This window comes from Microbacterium xanthum, assembly GCF_034531355.1.
GTDB classification, from domain to species: Bacteria; Actinomycetota; Actinomycetes; order Actinomycetales; family Microbacteriaceae; genus Microbacterium; species Microbacterium xanthum.
This window is the reverse complement of record NZ_JAWHUE010000002.1, coordinates 596,150-615,978: the sequence shown is the minus strand read 5'-3', so window position 1 is coordinate 615,978 and position 19,829 is coordinate 596,150. Positions and strand designations below refer to the sequence as shown.

Below are 19,829 nucleotides of genomic sequence, written 5' to 3'. Positions count from 1 at the left end.
CGATGAGGATCTTGGTGGTGTGCGGCGCGGGAGCGTCGAGCACGTTCGTCGTCCAGCGGCTGCGCCAGGCGGCGCGGGAGCAGGGCGTGGACGTCCATGCCACGGTCGCAACGACACAGTCCCTTCCGATCGACCTGGAAACGGCCGACCTCGTGCTGGTGGGACCTCACCTCCATGGTGAGATCGACCGGATCCGAGCGGAAGCCGCCCATGGCGGAAGCATCGTCGTGCTCATGCCCGCCGATGCCTATGCCGACCTGGACGGATCCCGATCCCTCGCGCTCGTGCGCGAGGCGGCCGCCGGAACCTCACACGACACCACCTTCGCGCACCCCCGCATCAGAGAGGATCACTCATGACCGCCGTCAGCCGCACTGTCCGGGTCGCTTCCGCCCACGGACTCCACGCCCGCCCCGTCAAGCTCTTCGCGCAGGCGGCCAAGGAGACCGGCCTTCCGATCACGATCGCGAAGGGCTCCGGCGCCCCCGTGAACGCGGCGAGCATCCTCGGTGTCATCGCCCTCGGCGTCGAGCAGGGCGACTACGTCACCCTCACGGCAGAGGGCGAGAACGCCGACGCGGCGCTCGACACGCTGGCTGAGCTGCTCACCACCGACCACGACGCGTAAGCGAGGCGATACCCCATGGCACAGTTGCGAGGAGTCGGCATCGGGCTCGGTGTCGCCCAAGGACCGGTGGCCCGCATGGCGCCGCCGGTTCCGGCCCCGGAGGACACGCCCAGCGCTCTCAGCGTCGAGGACGAGACCGCCCGCGCCCGTGAAGCCGTGGGAGTCGTCGCCCGCGAGCTCGAGGCCCGCGGCACCCAGGCCGGCGGCGCTGCACAGGAGGTGCTCGAAGCCCAGGCGATGATGGCGGAGGACCCGACCCTCGAGGAGGAGATCGACTCCCGTCTTGCCCAGGGGAAGACGGCGGAGTGGGCCGTCCACGACGCGTTCGCGTCGTTCCGGCAGCAGCTCACCGCCCTCGGCGGCTACCTCGGCGAGCGCGCCGCCGACCTCGACGACGTCGCCCAGCGCGTCATCGCCCAGCTGCGCGGGGAGCCGGCACCCGGTGTCCCCGACCCGGGACACCCGTTCGTGCTGGTCGCCAAAGACCTCGCCCCGGCCGACACCGCACTCCTCGACCTCGACAAGGTGCTCGCCCTCGTGACCACCGAGGGCGGCCCGACCTCGCACACGGCGATCCTCGCCCGGGAGAAGTCGATCGTCGCGATCGTCGGCGCAGCCGGCGCGAAAGACCTCGGCGACGGCGAAACGGTGATCGTGGATGCCGCCTCCGGCGTCGTCACGACCGACCCCTCGACGGAGGAGCTCGACCGCGCGACGCATCGCGCCCAGGCCCGCGCCGAGGCGTCGAACGCGCCGCTGACCCCGGGCGCCCTCGCGGACGGCACCGCCGTCCCGCTGCTGGCGAACCTCGGATCGCCCGCCGCGGCCGCGGAGGCCGTCGAGCTCGGCGCCGAGGGCGTGGGACTGTTCCGCACCGAGTTCCTCTTCCTGAGCGCCAGCCAGGCTCCGACGGTCGAGCAGCAGCGTGCGTCGTACACGGAGCTGCTCTCGGCCTTCCCGGGCAAGAAGGTCGTCGTCCGGATGCTCGATGCCGGTGCCGACAAGCCGCTGCCGTTCCTCAACGACTCCCACGAGGACAACCCCGCGCTGGGTCTCCGCGGCCTGCGCGCTCTGCGCCAGAGCGAGGACATCCTGCGCGAACAGCTCACCGCCCTGTCCGAGGCGCATGAGGCGACGCGCCGGACCCCCGAGGGGCCGGCCGACCTCTGGGTGATGGCCCCGATGATCTCGACCGTGGAGGAGACGGAGTACTTCGTCACCCTCGCGCGCGAGTACGACATCAAGACCGCCGGTGTGATGGTCGAGGTGCCCTCCTCGGCCCTCCTGGCCGACCGCGTGCTCCGCCACGCGGACTTCGCCTCCATCGGCACCAATGACCTGACGCAGTACACGATGGCCGCCGACCGCCTGCTCGGATCGGTCGCCTCGTATCAAGACCCCTGGCACCCCGCCGTGCTGCGCCTCGTGCGCGAGGTCGGCGACGCCGGGAAGGCCAACGGGAAGCCGGTCGGCATCTGCGGTGAGGCTGCGGCCGACCCGCTGCTGGCCGTCGTCCTGGTCGGCCTGGGCGCGACCAGCCTGTCGATGGCGCCCACCGCCCTTGCAGACGTTCGGGCGACCCTGCTCGAACACACCCTCGACGATGCCCGACGCATCGCAGAAGCCGCCCTGGCCGCCGATGGTGCGGCCTCGGCACGAACCGCCGCGCAGTCCGCGGCGACCCGAGAGAAGGAGACACAGTCATGACAACGGCGTCATCGCCCGCGACGGCGGGCAGCAAGGCGCGAGTCGGAGTCCAGCGCTTCGGCACGTTCCTCTCCGGCATGATCATGCCGAACATCCCCGCGCTGATCGCGTGGGGCATCTTCACGGCCTTCTTCATCGAAGTCGGCTGGACCCCGAACGCCGACCTCGCCACGATCGTCGGCCCCTTCATCCATTACGCCCTGCCGCTGCTGATCGCCTACACCGGTGGATCGATGGTCTACAACGTGCGCGGTGGTGTCGTCGGCGTCATCGCGACCATGGGCGCGATCGCCGGATCCGACCTGCTCGTGGCGAACTTCAACGCCACGCTCCCCGAGGGCGAGAGCCCCCTCGGGCAGGTCCACATGTTCATCGGCGCCATGATCCTCGGCCCGCTGGCCGCGGTGACCATGAAGTGGCTCGACAGCCTGTGGGACGGCAAGGTGCGCGCGGGCTTCGAGATGCTCGTGAACATGTTCTCGGCCGGTATCTGGGGCTTCGTGATGGCCATCGTCGGGTTCTACCCGATCGCGTGGCTCGTGAACGGCCTGATGCAGGCCCTCGGCAACGCCGTGAGCTGGCTGGTCGACATGAACCTGCTGCCGCTGACGAGCATCATCATCGAGCCGGCGAAGGTGTTCTTCCTGAACAACGCCATCAACCACGGCGTCCTGACCCCGCTGGGTGTGACGGAGGCCTCGGAGACCGGCTCGTCGATCCTGTTCCTGCTCGAGGCCAACCCCGGCCCCGGTGTCGGTCTGCTGCTGGCGTTCACCTTCTTCGGTCTCGGTGCCGCACGCGCATCGGCTCCCGGTGCGGCGATCATCCAGTTCTTCGGCGGCATCCACGAGGTGTACTTCCCGTACGCCCTCATGAAGCCGGTGCTGATCGTCGCCCTGATCGCCGGTGGCATGACCGGTGTCACCACCAACATGCTCCTCGGTGGCGCCCTGCGCGCCCCGGCCGCGCCCGGCAGCATCATCGCGGTTCTCCTGCAGACCGCAACCGGTGCCTACTTCGCGGTGATCCTGTCCGTCGTCCTCTCGGCCGCGGTGACCTTCCTCATCGCCGCCGTGATCCTGCGGGCCTCGCGCAAGCGCGACCTGGCGGCAATGGCCTCGACCGATGACGCCTTCGGTGCGGCCATCACCCAGACCGAGGCCGCCAAGGGCAAGAGCTCGGATGCGCTGCGCAACCTCCGCGGTGGTGCGGCGACCCAGGCGGACGGCGACGGTGGCGCCGCCACCGTGACCGAGCGTCAGATCAACAACATCGTGTTCGCGTGCGACGCCGGAATGGGCTCGTCCGCGATGGGCGCGAGCGTGCTGCGCAACAAGATCAAGAAGGCCGGCGTCGAAGGGGTGACCGTCACGAACAAGGCGATCGCCGCCCTCGACTCCAGCGCCGACCTGGTCATCACGCAGAACCAGCTCACCGACCGCGCGCGTCACCAGACGCCGGATGCGGTCCACGTGTCGGTGGACAACTTCATGAACTCGCCGCGCTACGACGAGGTCGTCGAGCTGGTCCAGAACCAGCACGAGAAGAACTCCTGATCGGACACTGCGGGGCCGGGGGCGTCCCCGGCCCCGCAGTCATCCCCCGCGGCACTGGCCGCGGCCCTCGACAGATGCAACAGTGGATGCCGCCGGCATCCGACACGAACGAAAGGCGGCCATCATGGCACGTGACGTCCTCAGCCTCGGCCAGGTTCGCATCCACCCCGGAAGCGCCACGCGCGACGAGGCGATGAAGGAGGCGGCCGACATCCTGCAGGCCGCAGGCGCGGTCACTGCGGAGTACTACGACGCGATGCAGCAGCGCGAGCAGACGGTGTCGACCTTCATGGGCAACGAACTCGCCATCCCCCACGGCACCAACGAGACCAAGGACACCATCCTCGACTCGGCGCTGTCCGTCGTCCGCTACGACGGCGGCGTGGACTGGGACGGCGAGCAGGTCACGTTCGTCATCGGCATCGCCGGCAAGGGCGACGAGCACCTGGAGATCCTGTCGCAGATCGCGATCCTCTTCTCCGAGGAGGACGACGTGGCGCGCCTGAAGGCACTCACCACCCCCGAGGAGATCTACGCGGTCGTCAGCGAGGCGACCGGGTCATGAAGGCCGTCCACTTCGGCGCGGGCAACATCGGGCGCGGGTTCGTCGGGCTCCTCCTGCACGAGGCCGGCTACGAGGTCGTCTTCTCCGACGTCGCCGCGCCGCTGGTCGACGCGATCAACGCCGCGACCGAGTACACGGTGCACGAGGTCGGCGACGGCGGGCGCGACCTGACCGTCACCGGCTTCCGAGCGGTCAACAGTCAGACCGACCCGGACCGGGTCGTCGCCGAGATCGCCGACGCCGATATCGTCACCACCGCCGTCGGACCCACGATCCTCCGGTTCGTCGCGCCGCACATCGTCGCCGCTCTGGCCGAGCGCGACGCGTCCCTGCCCGCGCTGCAGGTGATGGCGTGCGAGAACGCCATCAACGCCACCCACCTCCTGCGCGACGAGATCGTCGCCGCCGCGGGCGACCGGTGGGCCGACCTCGCACCGCGCGCGATCTTCGCCAACACCGCCGTCGACCGGATCGTTCCCGGTCAGCCCGAGGGCGCGGGCATCGACGTCACGGTCGAGCCGTTCTTCGAATGGGCCATCGAGCGCGGCCCCTTCGGGGACGACGCGCCCGATATCCCGGGCGCCCACTTCGTCGACGACCTCGCGCCCTACATCGAGCGCAAGCTGTTCACCGTCAACACCGGGCATGCCGCCACCGCGTACTTCGGCGCCCAGGCCGGGGTGGAGAGGATCTCCGACGCGCTCGCCGACCCGCAGATCGAATCCGCCGTGGCCAAGGCTCTCGAAGAGACCTCGGGCATCCTGCTGGCCAAGCACGAGTTCGACGCCGCGGATCTCGCCGCGTACCGCGCGACGATCATCGGCCGCTTCCGGAATCCGGCTCTTCCCGACACCGTGTGGCGAGTCGGCCGCCAGCCGCTGCGGAAGCTCTCCCGACACGAGCGGTTCATCGGCCCCGCGGCCGAGGCAGCGGAGCGCGGTCTCCCCACGTCCGGACTGGAGACCGCCATCGGCGCGGCGCTCGCCTTCGCCGATCCCGAAGACGAGCAGTCGGTGCAGATGCGGCAGATGCTCGTCGAGCGCGATGCGGCGGCCTTCACCGCCGAGGTCACCGGACTCGATTCCGACCACCCGCTGTTCGACCGCATCCGGGCCCTCGTGGAGGCACGTCAAGCTCAGGGCTGATCCTCGCCACGTCGTCGTGGGTGTTCCGGTGAACGGACGTTAACGCATAGGCTTCTGTGCGTCCGCATCCCGACGGACACTCCACGACGACGTGCGAGGTTTTATGGAGCATCGAAGCCCCTCTCCCCGCCGGTATGCCATCATCGGCGCCGGCCCGTCCGGCCTGTCCGCGGCACGCGCGCTGCAGAAAGCCGGCATCCCGTTCGACGGCTACGAAGCAGCCGGCGGCGTCGGCGGCCTGTGGGACATCGACAACCCGCGCTCGACGATGTACGAGTCCGCGCACCTCATCTCCTCGCGAACGACCACCGAATTCGCGGAGTTCCCGATGGCTTCCACCGCGGACTACCCCGACCACCGCACCCTCAAACGCTACTTCGACGACTTCGCCGCCCACTTCGGGCTGACCGACGCGTTCCGGTTCCACACCGCCGTCACCCGACTCGAGCGCGACGGCGAGGGGTGGATGCTGCACGCCGCGGCGCCGGACGGCCCGACCTCCGCGCACTACGACGGGGTCATCATCGCCAACGGCACCCTCGCCGCGCCGAACGTGCCCACCTTCCCGGGAGAGTTCACCGGCGAGCTGCTGCACACGAGCGCCTACAAGCGCGCCACGCAGCTGACGGACAAGCGGGTGCTGATCATCGGGGCGGGGAACTCCGGGTGCGACATCGCCGTCGACGCCGTGCATCACGCGGCATCCGTCGACATGAGCGTACGACGCGGGTACTACTTCGTCCCGCGGTACCTGTTCGGCAGACCTTCGGACACCCTCAACCAGGGCCGACCGCTGCCGGCGCGTCTCAAGCAGATCGTCGACACCCGGGTCCTCAAGGCCTTCACCGGTGACCCGGTCTCGTTCGGGTTCCCCGAACCCGACTATCGGCTCTACGAGTCGCACCCGATCGTCAACACCCTGATCCTGAATCACCTCGGCCAGGGGGACCTGCGGATCCGGCCCGACATCGACCGATTCGCCGGACGCACGGTCCACTTCCGCGACGGCACGAGCGAGGACTACGACCTCGTGCTCCTGGCGACCGGGTACACCCTGGACTACCCCTTCGTCGACCGGGACGCGCTCAACTGGTCGGGGGCGAGCCCCGAGCTCTTCCTCAACGCCTTCCCCCCGTCCTTCAACGGGTTGTACGTGATGGGCATGATCGAAGCGTCGGGCATCGGATGGCAGGGGCGGTACGAGCAGGCCGAACTCATCGCGACCTACCTCGACGCGCTCGAACACCACCCCGAGCGCGCGGCCGCCTTCCGGCGCCGCGTGCGGTCCGAACCATGGCCCGACCTCAGCGGCGGATACCGGTACCTCGCCCTGGAGCGGATGTCGTACTACGTCAACAAGGACGCCTACCGGCGAGCGGTCCGCCACGCCACCGACGCACTGCGGAAAGGCGATGGCGCCGACGACGGCGGCGCAGTCCGCCGGCCGCGTGGCATCCGACGTCTCCGACCCACGCGCCCGGCCGCACGGCGACAGGACGATGCGGAGGTGACGACGTGAACCCGGACGACGTGCTGCTGAACTTCACGCCCGGGACGATCCTGATCCTCAACGTCGTGCTCGGGCTCATCATGCTCGGGATCGCCCTGGACACCGCGCCGTCGGACTTCAAGATCGTCGCGAAGAAGCCCAAGCCCTTCGTCATCGCGATCCTCGCGCAACTGGTGATCCTCCCGGCCGTGACGTTCGGCCTGACGCTGATCCTGCCGATCAGCGCGTCGATGGCACTCGGCATGATCCTTGTGGCCTGCTGTCCACCGGGGAACATCTCGCAGGTGCTCACGCACCGCTCCGGCGGGAACGTCGCCCTCTCGGTCTCGATGACCGCGGTCGGCAACCTCCTCTACATCGTGGCCATGCCGCTGTCGATCGCCTTCTGGGGGTCGTTGCACCCCACCGCGAGCGAGCTGCTGGAGGTGATCTCGCTCGACGCCGGACAGATGCTGCTGGACATCTTCCTCATCATCGGCCTGCCGTTCCTGGTGGGTCTGGCCCTCCGAGCGAAGTTCCCGCGGTTCGCCCGGCGCGTGCAGCCCTTCGTGAAGTGGTTCTCGCTGATCGCGCTGATGGGATTCATCGTCGGCGCCCTGGCCGGCAATTGGTCGATCTTCGTGATGTTCCTCGGGATCATCGTCCTCGTCGTCACGATCCACGACGCCGTCGCCCTCGCCATCGGCTACGGCACCGCGGTGGTCGGCGGCCTCGCCACTCCCGAGCGGAAGGCCATGACCTTCGAGACGGGCATCCGCAACGCCGGCCTCGGTCTGGGCCTCGTCTTCGCTTTCTTCGACGGGCTCGGCGGCATGGCGATCGTCGCCGGCTGGTGGGGCATCTGGGACATGATCGCCGGGCTCGGCGTCGCCTCGCTCTGGGCGTGGCACACCACGCGCCGGACCGGCTCGGCGAAGGGTGACGCCTCCGGTCGCAGCGGCACCGGCGACGTCACCGCCGAGGCGTCGTCATGACCGGTCGCCGGGTGCTCGTGACCGGGGGCGCCGGCTTCCTCGGCTCACGGGTGATCCACGCGCTGGCCGCCCATCCGGAGGTGGACGCCGTCGTCGCCGCCGACGTGCGCAGACCGCATGAGCGCCCCGAGGGCGTGGTCTTCGCGTCGTGCGACGTGACCGCCGACGACGTCGCGGGCCTTCTCACGCGCCACCGGATCGACGTCGTGGTTCACCTGGCCGCGATCGTCGATCCGGGCCGCGACGTGGCGAGGGAGTACCGTGTCGATGTCGCGGGGTCCCGCCGTGTCATCGACGCCTGCGTCACGGCGGGCGTCCGCCGTCTCGTGGTCTCGTCCTCCGGGGCCGCCTACGGCTACCATCCCGACAACCCCGCCTGGTTGCGGGAGACCGACCCGGTGCGCGGCAACGACGCCTTCCCCTATTCGCGGCACAAGCGCCTCGTCGAGGAGATGCTCGCCGACGCCCGCACCGCGCATCCGGAACTGGAACAGGTCGTCTTCCGCATCGGCACGATCCTCGGTCCGACAGTCCGCAACCAGATCACGGCCCTGTGGGACGGCCGTCTCCTCCTCGGCATCCGCGGCTCCGACTCCCCCTTCGTCTTCGTCTGGGTCGACGACGTCGCCGCGGCGATGCTTCGCGCCGCCACCGACGGTCCGACCGGCGTCTACAACGTCGCCGGATCCGGCCGTCTCACGGTGCACGAGATCGGAGAACGGCTCGGCAAACCGGTCGTCGCCGTGCCGGCCGGAGTGCTCGAGACCGCGCTGCGGGCAGGCCGCGCGTTGCACCTGACCGACCACGGTCCCGAACAGGTGCGATTCCTGCGGTATCGCCCGGTTCTGGCCAATGACGCGCTCATCCGCGACTTCGGCTACACGCCGCGGATGACCTCGGCCGAAGCGTTCGAGGCCTACCTCGCCGCCCACCCCGGCGTCGCCCGCCGCGGGTGACCGTCACCGGCGGGCCGACGCCCGTCGGTAACTCCCGCTCCGCATGCCGGCGAGGGCGCCGGGGACACGGCGGGGACGCCCAGCGAGAGCATTTGAGCCTGCCAGGTACGGGATCGTCGGCAGCCGTCGCGACCCGTCGCAACCGGCGATCTTGAGGAGTTCGCGACAGAACGCGCGGGGCAGAATCAGGTCAGCGTTCGAAGCCCTCGGCGATCAGTTCGATGAGCTCTTCGCGCTCCTCGACGGTCAGGAAGGCCCCCGCGGCGGCATTCAGCTGGAACGTCTCGAGATCGGCGAGGTCGTAGTCGAACGTCTCGGCGAGCAGGTGCAGCTCACGGGTGAGAGACGTGCTGCTCATCAGTCGGTTGTCGACATTGACGGTCACGGCGAACCCCAGCTGGTAGAGCAGATCGAAGGGGTGGTCCTCGATCTCTTCGCCCCACTGGGCGATCGCCCCGGTCTGCAGGTTGGACGACGGCGACAACTCGAGCGGGATCTCACGGTCGCGCACCCACCGCGCCACGTCACCGAACTGGACCTGGACCTCGTCGCCCTCGCGAGACACGACACGAAGGTCTTCGGCCAAGCGCACCCCGTGACCGAGACGGAGCGCGCGTCCATCGATCAGCGCCGAGCGGATCGAGTCGAGACCGGCGGCTTCACCGGCGTGGACCGTGGTCGGGAGGAACCGCGAGGCGAGGAAGTCGAACGCATCGCGGTGCCTGGACGGCGGGAAGCCGTCTTCGGCACCGGCGATGTCGAATCCGACCACGCCGCGCCCCCGCCAGGAGACGGCGAGTTCGGCGATCTCGCGCGAGCGATCGGCGTGACGCATCGCGGTGATCAGTTGCCCCACGCGGATGTCGTGGCCGGCGCTCTCCGCAGCGTCCTCGCCCTCTTCGAGCCCCTCCTGGACGGCCTCGACGACCTCGTCGAGCGACAGACCGCGCGCGAGGTGCTGTTCGGGCGCCCATCGCACCTCACCGTAGATCACACCGTCCGCCGCGAGGTCCTCGACGAACTCGCGTGCCACCCGCGTGAGACCTTCCCGGGTCTGCATCACGGCCGTGGTCACGTCGAACGTCTTGAGGTACTCGACCAGCGATCCGGAGTCGCTCTTCTCGGCGAACCACTCCGCCAGGTCATCGGCGTCGTCCTCGGGGAGGTCGAGATCGATGTCGTCGGCGAGCTCGACGATGGTCGCCGGCCGCAACGCGCCGTCGAGGTGGTCGTGCAGCGAGACCTTCGGCAGGCCGCGGAGCGAAACGCCCTGCAGGCGTGCGTCGCCGTCGGGTTCGATGGGCATGGGGGTACTCCTCGGCTCGGATGGGCGGTATCGACAGTAGCGCCTGCCGACGCGTGACGGGAGGGGCGGTCAGGCGGTGATGCGCTCGCGCACGATCGGCGACGCCGTCGGTGCCTCGTCGGAGAGGTCCCACGCCCCCTCGACCGAGGCCAGAGCACGGTCGAACCGGGCAGCGTCGTCGGCGAGCAACGTGAACAGCGGCTCGCCCTTGCGCACGCGGTCGCCGGGTTTGGCGTGCAGGTCGATGCCGGCGGCATGGACCACCGGGTCCTGCGCGCGCGCACGACCGGCGCCCAGCCGCCACGCGGCGACACCGAACGACAGCGCGTCCAGCCGCGTGACGAAGCCGTCCTCCGGGGCGACGACCGTGTGCGTCTCCTGCGGCGTCGGCAGCGCGGCATCCGGGTCGCCGTCCTGTGCGCGGATCATCTCGCGCCACGCGTCCATGGCGCGTCCGTCGACCAGCGCCTTCTCGACATCCGCGTCGGGCTGACCGGCGAGAGCGAGCATCTCGCGCGCGAGCGCGACGGTGAGCTCGACGACATCCGCCGGCCCACCGCCCGCGAGCACCTCGACGGATTCACGCACTTCGTTGGCGTTCCCGATGGCCAGGCCCAGCGGGGTGTTCATGTCGGTCAGCAGGGCCGTCGTCGACACTCCCGAGTCGGTCCCGAGAGCCACCATCGTGCGCGCCAGCTCACGCGCGCGGTCGATGTCGCGCATGAAGGCACCGGAGCCGAACTTCACGTCGAGGACGAGCGAATCGGTGCCCTCGGCGATCTTCTTCGACATGATGCTGGAGGCGATGAGCGGAATGGCCTCGACCGTGCCGGTGACATCGCGCAGCGCGTAGAGCTTCTTGTCGGCGGGGGCCAGGCCCGACCCGGCCGCGCAGATCACCGCCCCCACGCCCTGCAGCTGCGCGAACAGCTGGTCGTTGGTCAGCGCGGCGCGCCACCCGGGGATGGACTCGAGCTTGTCCAACGTGCCGCCGGTGTGGCCGAGCCCGCGACCGGACAGCTGCGGCACCGCCACTCCGAACGACGCCACCAGCGGCGCCAGGGGCAGGGTGATCTTGTCCCCCACTCCCCCGGTCGAGTGCTTGTCGACGGTGGGTATGCCGAGCCCGGCGAAGCTCATCCGCTCACCCGAGGCGATCATCGCCTCTGTCATGACCCGGATCTCATCGCGCTCCATGCCGTTGAGCAGGATCGCCATCGTGAACGCCGACATCTGGGCGTCGGAGACGTAGCCGCGCGTATACGCGTCGATCATCCATCGCAGCGCCTCCTCGGGGACGGCGGACCCGTCGCGCTTGGCGCGGATCACGTCGACCGCGTCATGGGGCTCGACGGCGGCGGCAGTGGTGGTGTCGGTCACGTCATCTCCGTGGTGCGTTCTGGAGCGAGGTCGCGCGGCCCGAACGCGTCGGGCAGCACGTCGTCGATGGTGCGGATGCCCGAGATCGTCTCGAGCAGCATGCCGGGGATGGCATGTTCGTACAGGAGCTGGCGGCACCGGCCGCACGGCATGAGCGTCCGGCCTTCGCCGTCGACGCACACGAACGCCACGAGCTGCCCGCCGCCGGACATGTGGAGCTCGGAGACGAGCCCGCACTCCGCGCAGAGGGTCACGCCGTACGAGGCGTTCTCGACGTTGCACCCCGACACGATCCGGCCGTCGGTCACCAGCGCCGCCGCGCCGACCTTGAACCGCGAGTACGGTGCGTACGCGCGCTGCATGGCCTCGGTCGCGGCGATGCGAAGCACATCCCAATCGATATCGGTCATGTCACCCCTTGATGTACGGCTTGCCGGCGGCGGCGGGGGCCTTGACCTGACCGGCGAACCCGACCACGGCCAGCACGGTCACGACGTAGGGCAGCATCGCCATGAACTCCGACGGGATCGGCGAGCCCAGGTTGGTCAGCAAGGTCTCGAGGTTCGTGGCGAAGCCGAACAGCAGCGCCGCGAGGGTCGCGCGCACCGGATCCCATCCGCCGAAGATGACCGCGGCGAGGGCGATGAACCCGAGCCCTCCGGTCATCTCCTTGTCGAAGGATCCGACCGAGCCCAGCGTGAAGTACGCCCCGCCGATCCCGGCGATCGCGCCGGCCAGCAGCACGTTCCAGAAGCGGGTCGGGTTGACCTTGATCCCCACCGTGTCAGCGGCCTGCGGATGCTCGCCGACCGCACGCAGACGCAGGCCCCACCGGGTCTTGTACAGACCCCACGCGACCAGCGGCACCGCGACGTACATGATGTAGACGATGAGCGTCTGATTGAACACGACCGGTCCGAGGATCGGGATGTCCGACAGGAACGGGATCGGCAGACGCGGGAAGCGGGGCGGCGAGTTCAGCGTCTCGGAGTTCGGGTTCAGCAGCGCCCCGTGCAGGAAGCTCGTCAATCCGATGATGAGCACGTTCAGCACGACACCGATGATCACCTGCTCGACGAGGTACTTGATCGAGAAGACGGCCAGGACCGATCCGACCAGGGCACCGGCGACCATCGCGCCGACGAGGCCCAACAGCACCGAACCGGTCATCGAGGCGATGACCGCGGAGCTGAACGCCGCGAAGAGGAACTGCGCCTCGATGGCCACGTTGACCACACCCGCGCGTTCGCCGATGACACCACCCAGGGCGCCGAAGACCAGCGGCACCGAGAGCGACACCGCTCCGAACAGCAGCCCGGTCACCGGGACGAGTCCCCCCGCGGCCGACCATGTGAGGAAGGCGAACACGGCCAACAGGGCGAAGACGATCGGCACCCACAGGCCGACCTTGCGGTAGGTCGCGACGGCCCAGAAGGCGTAGGCGGTCAGCAGCGCGAGCACGATCGCGCAGACGGTCACCGTCGCCGCGGTCGGGACGCCGACGTCGCCGAGGTCAATCGACGAGGTCCGGTCACCGAGCCGGTAGGTGCTGATCCCGTCGCGGCCGAACACGAAGGCCATCAGCCAGATCAGCGCCGTGCCGACGGCGAGGGTGATCGGCAGTTTGAAATGCCGCTGCCTCACCCGTTCGCGGGTGATCGCGCCGTCCTGAGCCGAGGTGGTGGTGTCGATGCTCATGCCGCACCCGCCTTCGCCGCGCGGCGGGCTCGTCGCTTCGCCGAGACCTCGCTGTCGTCCTTGGGAAGGAAGAAGATCGTCCGAATGAGCGGCGGCGCGGCGATGAACAGCACGATGAGCGCCTGGACGACCACGACGATGTCGACGGGGATGTCCTGCGACACCTGCATCGTGAAGCTGCCGGCTTTGAGGGCGCCGAAGAGGATGCCCGCGGCGAACACGCCCCACGCCTTGCTCCGCCCGAGAAGCGCCACGGTGATCGCGTCGAAGCCGATGCCGGCATCGATGCCGCTGCCGAAGCCGCTGGTGATCGTCCCGGAGATCTGATTGACGCCGGCCAGTCCCGCCAGCGCCCCGGCGAATGCCATCGCGTAGAAGATGATCCGCTCGACGTTCACCCCGGCGGCACGCGCGGCGAAGGGGTTCTCCCCGACGGCACGCATGCGGAACCCGAGACTCGAGCGCTCCACGAGCCACCACACGAACACGGTGGCCCCGATGGCGACGATGAACCCCCAGTTGACCGTCAGCGGCGCCGGGAACAGCGACGGGAACTGCGCGGTGACCGGGGTCGGCGACGAGATCGGCTGCGTGCCGCCGGGTCGCTGCAGCAGGCCCGGGGTGGCCAGCAGCCACGCGACGAAGTAGAACGCCACGAAGTTCAGCATGATCGTGAGGATGACCTCGTGGGCTCCGGTGCGGGCCTTGAGGAAGCCGACCAGTCCGCCCCACAGGGCGCCGCCGAGCAGACCGGCCGCGATGGTCAGCGGGAGGTGGATCAGCAGCGGCGCCTGCACGGTGGTGGCGACCGTGGCCGCCAGCGCGATGCCCATGAGCATCTGACCGCGGGCACCGATGTTGAACAGGCCGACGCGGAAGGCCAGGCCGACGCCCAGACCCGCTGCGATGAGCGGCGTGGCGAAGTTGAGGGTGTCGGTGATCGGCTTGATCGCCCGCACGAACGTGTCGGCCTCGTAGTTCCAGATCGCGCCGCGGAACAGCGCCGAATAGGCGCCCGCGAAGGACTGCCACACCGCGATGATCGTGTCCTGCGGGCGGGCGAAGAAGTACCCGGCCGCGGACTGGACCTCGGGGTCGGTGAGGGCGACGAGGATGCCGCCGATCAGCATCGCCAGCACGATCGCGAGGATCGTCGTGACGACGTTGCCGCGCAGGAGCTCGCGGATGACCTGGTTCTGCCGCGGCGGCGGGGGCGTCTGGCCGGCCGGCGTCTGGCTCGGGGCTTCACCCGCGGCACTGCGGGTGAGGACGGGATCGCTCCCGCCGGGGCCGAGGCTGCTGCTCTCGGGACTCTGACCGCTCACGCGGTGACCTCCTCATCGGCCGCCTCGAGCGGCGGCTTCTCACCGGCCATCATGAGGCCGAGGACTTCGCGCGGTGCATCACCGGGGACGATCCCGACGATGCGCCCGCGGTACATGACGGCGATGCGGTCGGCGAGGGCGGAGACCTCGTCGAGTTCCGTCGAGACGACGATCACGGGAACGCCCGCGTCGCGGGTGGCGACGATGCGCTTGTGGACGAACTCGATCGAGCCGACGTCGATGCCGCGGGTGGGCTGGGAGGCGACGAACAGCTTCAGGTCGCGGCTGAGCTCGCGGGCGAGGACGACCTTCTGCTGGTTTCCGCCGGACAGTCGCCCGGCGGCGAGGTCGGGGCCCTGCGTGCGGATGTCGAACTCGGCGATCTTCTCCTCGGCGAACGCGCGCAGCACGCCGCGCTTCATCGTGCCGGCCGAGAAGAACGGCGCGCCGCTGGAGCGGTTCAGGATGAGATTGTCGGCGACGCTGAACTCCCCCACGAGGCCCTCGACCTTCCGGTCCTCGGGGACGAACCCGACGCCCTTGTCGATCACCTGCTTGACGGTCTTGCCGGTGAGCTCGTCGCCGTCCAGCGCGATCGACCCGGAGACCTTGCGCTGCAGCCCGATGATCGCCTCGGTCAGTTCGGTCTGGCCGTTCCCCTGCACGCCGGCGATGGCGAGCACTTCACCGGGTCGCACCGCGAAGCTGACGTCGTCGACGACGATCTGGTCGGCTTCGTCGACGACGCGGAGGTTCTCGACGACGAGCCCGCCCTCGCGCAGCTGCGGCGCATCCTTCTGCACCGTCAGTTCGACCGCGCGACCGACCATGAGCGAGGCCAGTTCGGCGTTGTCGGCGGTGGGGTCGGCTTCCCCGACGACCTTGCCGAGGCGGATCACCGTGATGCGGTCCGCCACTTCGCGGACCTCTCGCAGCTTGTGGGTGATGAAGACGATGGAGGTGCCCTCGTCCCGGAGCTGGCGCATGATGCCCATCAGCTCGTCGGTCTCCTGGGGCGTGAGGACCGCGGTGGGCTCGTCGAAGACGAGCACCTTCGCGTCGCGCGAGAGCGCCTTGATGATCTCGACCCGCTGCTGGGCGCCGACCGGCAGGTCGCCGACCAGCGCATCCGGGTCGATCTGGAACCCGAACCGCGCAGCCACCTCGTTGACGTGGGCGCGGGCCTTGTCGAGGTCCAGGGCGCCGATGCCCGTGGTGTCCTCGTGGCCGAGCATCACGTTCTCGGCGACGGTGAAGACCGGGATGAGCATGAAGTGCTGGTGCACCATGCCGATGCCCGCGGCCATCGCGTCACCGGGTCCGGCAAAGTGCTGCACCTCACCGTCGATGACGATGTCGCCCTCCTCCGCGGTGTACAGACCGTAGAGCACGTTCATGAGCGTGCTCTTGCCGGCACCGTTCTCTCCCAGGAGGCAGTGGATCTCTCCCGGCTCGACCACCAGATCGATGTGGTCGTTGGCCACCAGCGCTCCGAAGCGCTTGGTGATCCCTCGAAGCTCGAGCGTCATATCCGCCAATCTATCGATTCGAAAGGCGGCCGGACAGATGCACGCATCTGCCCGGCCGCCGGGGTGTTCCCTCGTCGCTTACGGCGAAGCGGGCGAGGTGGCGTCGATCGAACCGTCGATGATGCCGGCGCGGATCTCCTCGAGCTGCGCGGCCAGGTCGGCGTCGACCATGTCCTCGAAGTCGTGGAAGGACGAGATGCCGACACCGTCGTTCTCGAGCGTGCCCACGAACGGGGTGACGTCGTACTCGTCGTTGGCGGCCTGGACGGCGGCCTCGTACACGGCGACGTCCATGCCCTTGAGGATCGAGACGAGCAGCAGGTCGGCGACCGACGGGTCGGTCTCGTACACGTCGGCGTCCACACCCATCAGGGCGATGTCGCCGCCCGAGTCGCGGATCGCCTCAGCGGCCGACTGGTAGATCGGGCCGCCGACGGGCAGCAGCACGTCGACGTCCTGGTCGATGATGCCCTGCGCGACCTGCTTGGCCTTGTCGTTCGCGGCGAACTCCTCGGTGAACTGGCCCTCCTGCGACTCGATGTCCCAGCCGACGACCTCGACGTCGGTGCCGTTCTGCTCGTTGAAGTACTCCACGCCGAGCTGGAAGCCGTCCATGAAGATCGTCACCGGCGGGATCTTCGCGCCGCCGAAGGTGCCGACCTTGCCCGACTCGGTGTACGACGCGGCGGCGTAGCCACCGAGGAACGCAGCCTGCGCGGTGTCGAACACCAGCGGCTTGATGTTCGGGGCGTCGGTCTCGCCGTCGAAGTCGTTGTCGGCCCAGTCGTCGATGATCGCGAATTCGACATCGGGGTTGGCCAGCGCGGCGGTCACCGTCGGGGCGCTCAGCAGGAAGCCGACCGAGACGATGAAGTCGCAGCCGTCGGCCACGAGACCGTCGAGGTTCGCGTCGTAGTCGCTGGCCGACGAGGACTCGGTCGTGGCGATCTCGAAGCCGAGCTCGTCCTCGGCGGCCTCGAGGCCCGCCAGGCCCAGCTGGTTGAACGACTTGTCGTTGAAGCCACCCTCGTCCGAGACCATGCAGGCCTTGAAGTCGGACATGCCCTCGGCGGCGCTGTCGGTGGTCGTGTCGTCCTCCGGAGCCGAGCCGCAGCCGGCGAGGGCGACGAGCAGGCCCGCGGCGGCTGTGACGCCGACGAGCTTCTTGGTGCGTGAGATGGTCAACTCAGCCTCCACATCTCGCCCCGCGACTCTCGCGGGGACTGCATCAAGTTACACAGTGTTAAGTGAAATCGACAGAGATCCCGCACGCTCGCAGGCCAATGGTTACAAACCTGCAATAAGTGCTCCCGCGGGTCAGAGCACGTCGCCTCGGCCGGAGAGTTTGAGAGCGTCGACGACACCCTTCACGCGCTGGGCGTTCTCGCTCGTGGTCACCAGCAGGGCGTCCTCGGTGTCGACGACGACGATGTCGCGCACCCCGATGAGACTGATCACGCGCGAGGTCTGGCTGACGACGATCCCGCTGGCGGCATCCGACAGGATGCGGGCGTTCTCACCGAGGATGGCCAGGTCGTTGTGGCGCCCGTGCGAGTTGAGTTTGGCCAGGCTCGCGAAGTCGCCCACGTCATCCCAGTCGAAATGGCCGGGGATCACCGCGAGGCGCCCCTTGGCCGCCGCCGGCTCGGCCACGGCGTAGTCGATGGCGATCTTGGTCAGCGACGGCCAGACCCGGTCGACGACCGGGCCGCGGCGCTCACGGTCGTCCCACGCCTCGGCGAGTTCCATCAGCCCGGCGTGGAGTTCGGGCCGGTTCGCCTCGATCTCGGCGAGGAGCACGTCGGCGCGCGAGATGAACATGCCCGCGTTCCAGAGATACGAGCGGTCCGCGAAGTAAGCCTTCGCCGTGTCGAAGTCGGGCTTCTCGACGAAGCTCTCCACGAGCGCCGCTTCGGGGGCACCGTCGATGACGATCCCCTCGCCCTTCTTGATGTAGCCGAACCCGATCGAGGCCTCGGAGGGCTGGATGCCGATCGTGCAGACGTATCCCTGGCGCGCGGTCTCGACCGCCTGCCGCACCGCCCAGTCGAACAGGTGGGGTACGCGGATGACATGGTCGGCGGCGAAGGACCCGATGATCACGTCCGGCTCTCGGCGGTGCAGGATGGCCGCGGCCAGTCCGATCGCGGCCGCGGAGTCCCGCGGCTCGGATTCGAGGAAGACGTTTTTGTCGGGGATGCCCGGAAGCTGCTCCTCCACCGCGGCGCGGTGGGCGCGACCGGTGACCACCGAGATGCGGTCTGACCCGGCGAGCCCCTCCAGGCGGTCCCACGTGTCGCGCAGGAGGGTCTGGCCCGATCCGCTCAGGTCGTGCAGGAACTTCGGTGCGTCCGCCCGGGACAACGGCCACAGCCGGCTCCCGATCCCTCCGGCGGGGATGACGGCGTAGAAGTCGTTGATCGGCTCAGGCATGCGGCCAGGGTAGCGGCCCCGTGCGTCGGCCACCTGACAGCGGCTCGCGACCCGCCACCGCGACGTTTCTCTCGACGTCGAGAGAGTTAGGTCGCCCTAATCGCCGGATCCGCGCGGCGCCGAATAAGCTGTGCACAGCGCCCGCGTGACGCAAGGGACCGCCTGGTCCCCGAGAGGGCACCTCGCTCTCACCGTGTACGAGTCCAGGGAGGACGACCGTGTCTGCTCCAGCACGCGAGGTACCGACGGTGTCGCAGACGACATCGCGAGTACCCCGAGGAACGCTCTACCGCGGCAATGAGGGGATGTGGTCCTGGGTCCTGCACCGCATCACCGGTGTCGCGATCTTCTTCTTCCTCCTCGTGCACGTCCTCGACACGGCGCTGATCCGCGTCTCCCCCGAGGCCTACGACATCGTCATCGGCGCCTACAAGAACCCGATCATGGGGATCGGCGAGATCGCGCTCGTCGGCGCGATCGCCTACCACGCCTACAACGGGCTGCGCATCATCCTCGTCGACTTCTGGTCCCGGGGCGCCCGCTACCAGCGGCAGCTCTGGTGGGGTGTGCTGGGGCTGTGGGCCGTCACGATGGCCGGCTTCGTGCCGCGGCACCTCATCAACGTCTTCTCCAACGTCGGAGGGGGTCACTGATGTCCGCGACCATCGCCGACCCCCGCTCCGCGCGCCCCACGGGACGCCGCCGCGGCAACCTCGAGAAGTGGGGCTGGATGTACATGCGCGCCTCGGGCGTGCTCCTTGTGGTCCTCATCTTCGGCCACCTGTTCGTCAACCTCATGACCGGTGACGGCATCCACCAGATCGACTTCGCGTTCGTGGCCGGAAAGCTCGCCAGCCCCTTCTGGCAGTGGTGGGACGTGCTGATGCTGTGGCTGGCGCTCATCCACGGCGCCAACGGCATGCGCACCATCGTCAACGACTACGTGACCCACGACACCACGCGCCGCGTGCTCGTGTGGGCGGTGTGGCTGGCCGCGGGCTTCCTCATCGTCCTCGGCACGCTGGTCGTGTTCACCTTCGACCCCTGCCTCGGCGTGACCCCCGAGAGCATCCTGTGGGCCGACTGCCAGGCCGCGTGAGCGACGAAACCCCTCAGA

At 69.1% G+C, this 19,829-nt stretch carries 19 protein-coding genes; 11 read left to right on the top strand and 8 right to left on the bottom strand.

The genetic code is table 11. The features are described 5' to 3' along the window. Positions 1 to 2: 2 nt before the first annotated feature. The 9 genes from RZO50_RS08425 to RZO50_RS08385 all read left to right on the top strand — a co-directional run bounded on the left by RZO50_RS08425 (position 3) and on the right by RZO50_RS08385 (position 9,041). Positions 3 to 359, top strand: a complete 357-nt coding sequence (locus RZO50_RS08425; protein ID WP_322599269.1) for a PTS sugar transporter subunit IIB — start codon at positions 3 to 5, stop codon at positions 357 to 359. Then, a complete protein-coding gene (locus RZO50_RS08420) occupies positions 356 to 628 on the top strand; it encodes an HPr family phosphocarrier protein (RefSeq protein WP_322599268.1) in 273 nt (90 codons plus the stop codon). The genes RZO50_RS08425 and RZO50_RS08420 overlap by 4 nt, the downstream gene beginning before the upstream one ends. A gap of 15 nt (positions 629 to 643) precedes the next feature. Beyond that, on the top strand, positions 644 to 2,335 hold the full coding sequence (ptsP, locus tag RZO50_RS08415) for a phosphoenolpyruvate--protein phosphotransferase (protein ID WP_322599267.1): 1,692 nt from the start codon (positions 644 to 646) through the stop codon (positions 2,333 to 2,335). Next, positions 2,332 to 3,891 (top strand): PTS mannitol transporter subunit IICB, encoded by a 1,560-nt coding sequence (locus tag RZO50_RS08410; RefSeq protein ID WP_322599266.1) that lies wholly within the window; start codon positions 2,332 to 2,334, stop codon positions 3,889 to 3,891. Before ptsP ends, RZO50_RS08410 begins: the two co-directional genes overlap by 4 nt. A gap of 124 nt (positions 3,892 to 4,015) precedes the next feature. Further along, a complete protein-coding gene (locus RZO50_RS08405) occupies positions 4,016 to 4,456 on the top strand; it encodes a PTS sugar transporter subunit IIA (RefSeq protein ID WP_322599265.1) in 441 nt (146 codons plus the stop codon). Further along, positions 4,453 to 5,601, top strand: a complete 1,149-nt coding sequence (locus RZO50_RS08400) for a mannitol-1-phosphate 5-dehydrogenase (RefSeq protein WP_322599264.1) — start codon at positions 4,453 to 4,455, stop codon at positions 5,599 to 5,601. The genes RZO50_RS08405 and RZO50_RS08400 overlap by 4 nt, the downstream gene beginning before the upstream one ends. A gap of 103 nt (positions 5,602 to 5,704) precedes the next feature. After that, the gene (locus RZO50_RS08395; RefSeq protein ID WP_322599263.1) at positions 5,705 to 7,120 is read left to right on the top strand and encodes a flavin-containing monooxygenase; all 1,416 of its coding nucleotides are present in this window, start codon (positions 5,705 to 5,707) and stop codon (positions 7,118 to 7,120) included. After that, positions 7,117 to 8,085, top strand: coding sequence for a bile acid:sodium symporter family protein (locus RZO50_RS08390; protein ID WP_322599262.1), 969 nt, complete (start codon positions 7,117 to 7,119; stop codon positions 8,083 to 8,085). Before RZO50_RS08395 ends, RZO50_RS08390 begins: the two co-directional genes overlap by 4 nt. Beyond that, entirely contained in the window at positions 8,082 to 9,041 is a 960-nt protein-coding gene (locus RZO50_RS08385; protein WP_322599261.1) for an SDR family oxidoreductase, read from the top strand. Before RZO50_RS08390 ends, RZO50_RS08385 begins: the two co-directional genes overlap by 4 nt. 190 nt (positions 9,042 to 9,231) lie before the next feature. Here RZO50_RS08385 and RZO50_RS08380 read toward each other — a convergent pair whose 3' ends face one another. The 8 genes from RZO50_RS08380 to RZO50_RS08345 all read right to left on the bottom strand — a co-directional run bounded on the left by RZO50_RS08380 (position 9,232) and on the right by RZO50_RS08345 (position 18,712). Then, on the bottom strand, positions 9,232 to 10,347 hold the full coding sequence (locus RZO50_RS08380; RefSeq protein WP_322599260.1) for an adenosine deaminase: 1,116 nt from the start codon (positions 10,345 to 10,347) through the stop codon (positions 9,232 to 9,234). Positions 10,348 to 10,416: 69 nt separating this feature from the next. Beyond that, complete coding sequence (locus RZO50_RS08375; RefSeq protein ID WP_322599259.1) at positions 10,417 to 11,727, bottom strand: thymidine phosphorylase; 1,311 nt, start codon at positions 11,725 to 11,727, stop codon at positions 10,417 to 10,419. Beyond that, entirely contained in the window at positions 11,724 to 12,137 is a 414-nt protein-coding gene (locus RZO50_RS08370; RefSeq protein WP_322599258.1) for a cytidine deaminase, read from the bottom strand. The genes RZO50_RS08375 and RZO50_RS08370 overlap by 4 nt, the downstream gene beginning before the upstream one ends. A gap of 1 nt (position 12,138) precedes the next feature. Then, complete coding sequence (locus tag RZO50_RS08365; RefSeq protein WP_322599257.1) at positions 12,139 to 13,425, bottom strand: ABC transporter permease; 1,287 nt, start codon at positions 13,423 to 13,425, stop codon at positions 12,139 to 12,141. Next, positions 13,422 to 14,750 carry an ABC transporter permease gene (locus RZO50_RS08360; protein ID WP_322599256.1) on the bottom strand — a complete coding sequence of 443 codons (1,329 nt, stop codon included), beginning with the start codon at positions 14,748 to 14,750 and terminating at the stop codon, positions 13,422 to 13,424. The genes RZO50_RS08365 and RZO50_RS08360 overlap by 4 nt, the downstream gene beginning before the upstream one ends. Beyond that, entirely contained in the window at positions 14,747 to 16,279 is a 1,533-nt protein-coding gene (locus tag RZO50_RS08355; protein WP_322599255.1) for an ABC transporter ATP-binding protein, read from the bottom strand. Before RZO50_RS08355 ends, RZO50_RS08360 begins: the two co-directional genes overlap by 4 nt. A 78-nt stretch (positions 16,280 to 16,357) precedes the next feature. After that, on the bottom strand, positions 16,358 to 17,464 hold the full coding sequence (locus RZO50_RS08350) for a BMP family lipoprotein (RefSeq protein WP_322599254.1): 1,107 nt from the start codon (positions 17,462 to 17,464) through the stop codon (positions 16,358 to 16,360). Between the two features lie 132 nt (positions 17,465 to 17,596). Beyond that, positions 17,597 to 18,712 carry a mannose-1-phosphate guanylyltransferase gene (locus RZO50_RS08345; RefSeq protein WP_322599253.1) on the bottom strand — a complete coding sequence of 372 codons (1,116 nt, stop codon included), beginning with the start codon at positions 18,710 to 18,712 and terminating at the stop codon, positions 17,597 to 17,599. A 218-nt stretch (positions 18,713 to 18,930) separates the two neighbouring features. Between RZO50_RS08345 and sdhC the strand changes: the two genes are divergently transcribed. Further along, positions 18,931 to 19,365 (top strand): succinate dehydrogenase, cytochrome b556 subunit, encoded by a 435-nt coding sequence (sdhC, locus tag RZO50_RS08340; protein WP_322599252.1) that lies wholly within the window; start codon positions 18,931 to 18,933, stop codon positions 19,363 to 19,365. Further along, a complete protein-coding gene (locus RZO50_RS08335; RefSeq protein ID WP_322599251.1) occupies positions 19,365 to 19,811 on the top strand; it encodes a succinate dehydrogenase hydrophobic membrane anchor subunit in 447 nt (148 codons plus the stop codon). Before sdhC ends, RZO50_RS08335 begins: the two co-directional genes overlap by 1 nt. Positions 19,812 to 19,829 lie beyond the last annotated feature (18 nt).

What these genes read in the sequence shown, in the direction of transcription:
- RZO50_RS08345 (WP_322599253.1), bottom strand. Translation starts at nt 18,712, where the DNA reads ATGCCTGAGCCGATCAACGACTTCTACGCCGTCATCCCCGCCGGAGGG.
- RZO50_RS08405 (WP_322599265.1), top strand. Translation starts at nt 4,016, where the DNA reads ATGGCACGTGACGTCCTCAGCCTCGGCCAGGTTCGCATCCACCCCGGA.
- RZO50_RS08395 (WP_322599263.1), top strand. Translation starts at nt 5,705, where the DNA reads ATGGAGCATCGAAGCCCCTCTCCCCGCCGGTATGCCATCATCGGCGCC.
- RZO50_RS08370 (WP_322599258.1), bottom strand. Translation starts at nt 12,137, where the DNA reads ATGACCGATATCGATTGGGATGTGCTTCGCATCGCCGCGACCGAGGCC.
- RZO50_RS08420 (WP_322599268.1), top strand. Translation starts at nt 356, where the DNA reads ATGACCGCCGTCAGCCGCACTGTCCGGGTCGCTTCCGCCCACGGACTC.
- RZO50_RS08385 (WP_322599261.1), top strand. Translation starts at nt 8,082, where the DNA reads ATGACCGGTCGCCGGGTGCTCGTGACCGGGGGCGCCGGCTTCCTCGGC.
- RZO50_RS08365 (WP_322599257.1), bottom strand. Translation starts at nt 13,425, where the DNA reads ATGAGCATCGACACCACCACCTCGGCTCAGGACGGCGCGATCACCCGC.
- ptsP (WP_322599267.1), top strand. Translation starts at nt 644, where the DNA reads ATGGCACAGTTGCGAGGAGTCGGCATCGGGCTCGGTGTCGCCCAAGGA.
- RZO50_RS08425 (WP_322599269.1), top strand. Translation starts at nt 3, where the DNA reads ATGAGGATCTTGGTGGTGTGCGGCGCGGGAGCGTCGAGCACGTTCGTC.
- RZO50_RS08380 (WP_322599260.1), bottom strand. Translation starts at nt 10,347, where the DNA reads ATGCCCATCGAACCCGACGGCGACGCACGCCTGCAGGGCGTTTCGCTC.
- RZO50_RS08335 (WP_322599251.1), top strand. Translation starts at nt 19,365, where the DNA reads ATGTCCGCGACCATCGCCGACCCCCGCTCCGCGCGCCCCACGGGACGC.
- RZO50_RS08410 (WP_322599266.1), top strand. Translation starts at nt 2,332, where the DNA reads ATGACAACGGCGTCATCGCCCGCGACGGCGGGCAGCAAGGCGCGAGTC.
- RZO50_RS08400 (WP_322599264.1), top strand. Translation starts at nt 4,453, where the DNA reads ATGAAGGCCGTCCACTTCGGCGCGGGCAACATCGGGCGCGGGTTCGTC.
- RZO50_RS08355 (WP_322599255.1), bottom strand. Translation starts at nt 16,279, where the DNA reads ATGACGCTCGAGCTTCGAGGGATCACCAAGCGCTTCGGAGCGCTGGTG.